The organism is Streptomyces sp. MnatMP-M17, from assembly GCF_900091995.1.
In the GTDB taxonomy this organism is placed as follows: Bacteria; Actinomycetota; Actinomycetes; order Streptomycetales; family Streptomycetaceae; genus Streptomyces.
Genome location: NZ_FMDK01000554.1, coordinates 1 through 3,693 on the forward strand (window position 1 = coordinate 1; position 3,693 = coordinate 3,693).

The following is a 3,693-nucleotide window of genomic DNA, read 5'->3' on the forward strand; positions in this document are numbered from 1 at the left end:
CACTGGTGAGATGGGGGCGGAGTACTGGTTCCGCAATCTGCGGCAGCGCGTGCTCTTCGCCGACGCGATCCGTGATCTGCTGGGCGCGGGCCACCGTAAGTTCGTGGAGGTCAGCTCGCATCCCGTACTGACCATGCCGGTACAGGACATGATCGACGAGACCGGTGAACCGGGCGTCGCCGGCGGCACGCTCCGCCGCGACCACGGCGGCCTCTCGCGGTTCCTGCTCTCCGCCGCCGAGCTGTACGTACGCGGAGTCGAGGCCGACTGGAGCGTCCTGTTCGCGGACACCGGCGCCCGGCGTGTGGATCTGCCCACCTATGCCTTCCAGCGCGAGCAGCTCTGGGCCGTACCGCCCGTACCGGACCGGACGGTCGCGGCGGATCCCATGGACGCGGAGTTCTGGACGGCGGTGGAAGAGGAAGACCTGTCCGCGCTGACCTCCGCCCTGGGCACGGACGAGGGTTCGGTGGCGGCGGTGCTGCCCGCGCTCTCGTCCTGGCGCAGGTCCCGCCGGGACCGTTCCACCGTCGACTCCTGGCGCTACCGGGAGTCCTGGACACCGGTCGGTACGGTCCCTCCGGCACCGCTGTCCGGTGTCTGGCTGGTGGTCTCCGCCGAGGCCCAGGACGACAGCGAGATCGTCGGCGCCCTGAGCGGCCATGGCGCCGAGGTACGACGGCTCGTACTGGACGAGTCGTCTCTGGACCGCGAGGCGCTCGCCGCGCTGCTGGCCGAGTACGCCGGACAGGACGCGACCGGCCGGACCGCTGAGATCAGCCCGACCGCTGAGGCCGGCGACTCCGGTCAGCCCGTCGGCTTCGCCGGGATCGTCTCGACGCTCGCCGCCGCTGAGACACCGTCAGAAATCCATCCTGGCCTGGCACTCGGTCTGGCCCTGACCGTCTCGCTCGTCCAGGCGCTGGGCGACGCCGGGATCGACGCGCCGCTCTGGTTTCTCACCCGTGGCGCGGTCTCCACCGGCCGCTCCGACGCGCTCGTCTCGCCCGTCCAGGCGCAGATCGCCGGTGTGGGCTGGACCACGGCCCTGGAGCATCCGCAGCGATGGGGCGGTGTCATCGATCTGCCCGCCGCTCTCGACCAGCGGGCCGCCGGGCGGCTCGTGTCCGCCCTCGCCGGCGCGCTCGGCGAGGAGGACCAGCTCGCCGTCCGCTCCTCGGGCATGTTCACACGCCGGATCGTGCGCACCGCGACCGGCGACCGTGAGCCCGCCCGCGACTGGACTCCGCGCGGCACCACGCTCATCACCGGTGCTTCGGGCACGCTCGCGCCGCATCTCGCGCGCTGGCTGGCCGCACAGGGCGCCGGACATCTGGTGCTGATGAGCCGTCGGGGCATGGACGCTCCGGGCGCGGCCGAACTCGTCGCCGAACTGGCGGAGTCGGGCACCGAGGCGACCGTCGCCGCCTGCGATGTGACCGACCGCGACGCCGTCGCCGCGCTGCTGGCCGCCCTCAAGGCCGAAGGCCGTACCGTACACACCGTCGTCCACACCGCCGCGCTGATCGAGCTGTACACGCTGGCCGAGACGAGTCTCGACGCCTTCGCCCGCGTCATGCATGCCAAGGTGGCCGGCGCCCAGGTGCTGGACGAACTCCTCGACAACGACGAGCTGGACGACTTCATCCTCTACTCGTCCACTGCCGGGATGTGGGGCAGCGGCGCGCACGCCGCCTATGTGGCGGGCAACGCGTATCTCGCCGCGCTCGCCGCCCACCGCAGGGCCCGAGGGCTGCCCGCCCTCTCCCTCTCCTGGGGCATCTGGGCCGACGACCTCCAACTCGGCCGCGTCGACCCGGGAACGATCCGGCGCAGCGGGCTGGAGTTCATGGCGCCGCAGCTCGCGCTCACCGGCCTCAAGCGCGCCCTGGACGACGAGGAGACCGCCATCGCGGTCGCCGACATCGACTGGGAGACCTATTACCCCGTCTTCACCTCCGGCCGCGCGAGCACGCTCTTCGCCGAGGTGCCCGAGGTACGGCGGCTCACCGAGGCCGCCGAGCGGTCCATCGGCACCGTCGCCGAGGGCGAGTTCATGACTCGGCTGCGCGCGCTCCCGCCGGCCGAGCAGGAGCGGCTGCTGCTGGAGACGGTCCGTACCGAGGCCATGGCCGTCCTGGGCCTCTCGTCACCCGACGCCCTGCCGGACCAGCGTGCCTTCCGCGATGTCGGTTTCGACTCGCTCACGGCGGTCGGGCTGCGCAACCGGCTCGCGTCCGTCACCGGACTGACGCTTCCGACGACCATGGTCTTCGATCATCCCAGTCCCGCCGCGCTGGCCGGCTTCCTCAAGAACGAGATGGCGGGCGCCCGTACGGTGACCGGAGGACCGGTGACCGCCGCACTGTCCGCCACCGACGACGATCCGATCGCCGTCATCGGTATGAGCTGCCGCTATCCCGGCGGAGTCAGCTCCGCCGAGGAGCTCTGGCGGCTGGTCAGGGAGGGCGGCGACGCCATCTCCGGCTTTCCCGCCGACCGAGGCTGGGACGCCGAAGGGCTCTACGATCCGGATCCCGACCGGCAGGGCAGGACCTACTCCCTCCAGGGCGGATTCCTCCACGACGTCGCCGACTTCGATCCCGGCTTCTTCGGGATCTCGCCGCGCGAGGCGGTCTCCATGGATCCGCAGCAGCGGCTGCTGCTGGAGACGGCCTGGGAGACCTTCGAGCACGCCGGGATCGATCCGGTGAGCCAGCGCGGCAGCATGACGGGCACCTTCGTGGGCGCCAGCTACCAGGACTACGCCTCCGCCGTGCCCAACTCGGCCGAGGGCTCCGAGGGCCACGCGATCACCGGCACGCTCTCCAGCGTGCTCTCCGGACGGGTCTCGTATCTCTTCGGCTTCGAGGGCCCTGCCGTCACGCTCGACACCGCCTGCTCGTCCTCGCTGGTCGCGATGCATCTCGCCTGCCAGTCGCTGCGCAACGGCGAGAGCTCCCTCGCGCTCGCCGGTGGTGTGAGCATCATGTCCACTCCTCTCTCCTTCGTCGGCTTCAGCCGGCAGCGGGCGCTCGCGGCCGACGGCCGCTGCAAGGCGTACGCGGACGCCGCCGACGGGATGACACTCGCCGAGGGCGTCGGTCTCGTACTGCTGGAGCGGCTCTCCGACGCACGGCGCAACGGCCATCATGTACTGGCCGTCGTGCGCGGCAGCGCCGTCAACCAGGACGGCGCCTCCAACGGACTCACCGCGCCCAACGGCCCTTCCCAGCAACGGGTGATCCGCCAGGCCCTCGCCAACGCGGGACTCCGTCCGGCCGAGGTCGATGTCATCGAGGGCCATGGCACTGGCACCGCGCTGGGCGACCCGATCGAGGCGCAGGCCCTGCTCACCACCTACGGCCAGGACAGGGAGCCCGGGCAGCCGCTGCTCCTCGGCTCGGTCAAGTCCAACATCGGGCACACCCAGATGGCCTCGGGCGCCGCCAGCGTGATCAAGATGGTCATGGCGCTCCAGCAGGGCGTCGTGCCCAGGACGCTCCATATCGACACGCCGTCCTCGCATGTCGACTGGTCCTCCGGAGCCATCGATCTGCTGACCGAGGAGACCGACTGGCCGGTCACCGGCCGTCCTCGGCGCGGTGCCATCTCCTCGTTCGGTATCAGCGGCACCAATGTGCACACCATCCTCGAACAGGCGCCTGCCGCAGAGCCTGCCGAGGAGCCCGC

At 71.3% G+C, this 3,693-nt stretch carries 1 protein-coding gene; it reads left to right on the forward strand.

Annotation, left to right across the window (positions count from 1 at the left end; genetic code table 11):
- The coding region (locus tag GA0115259_RS24010) for a type I polyketide synthase (protein ID WP_141716669.1) at positions 1-3,693 on the forward strand (3,693 nt) is incomplete at both ends.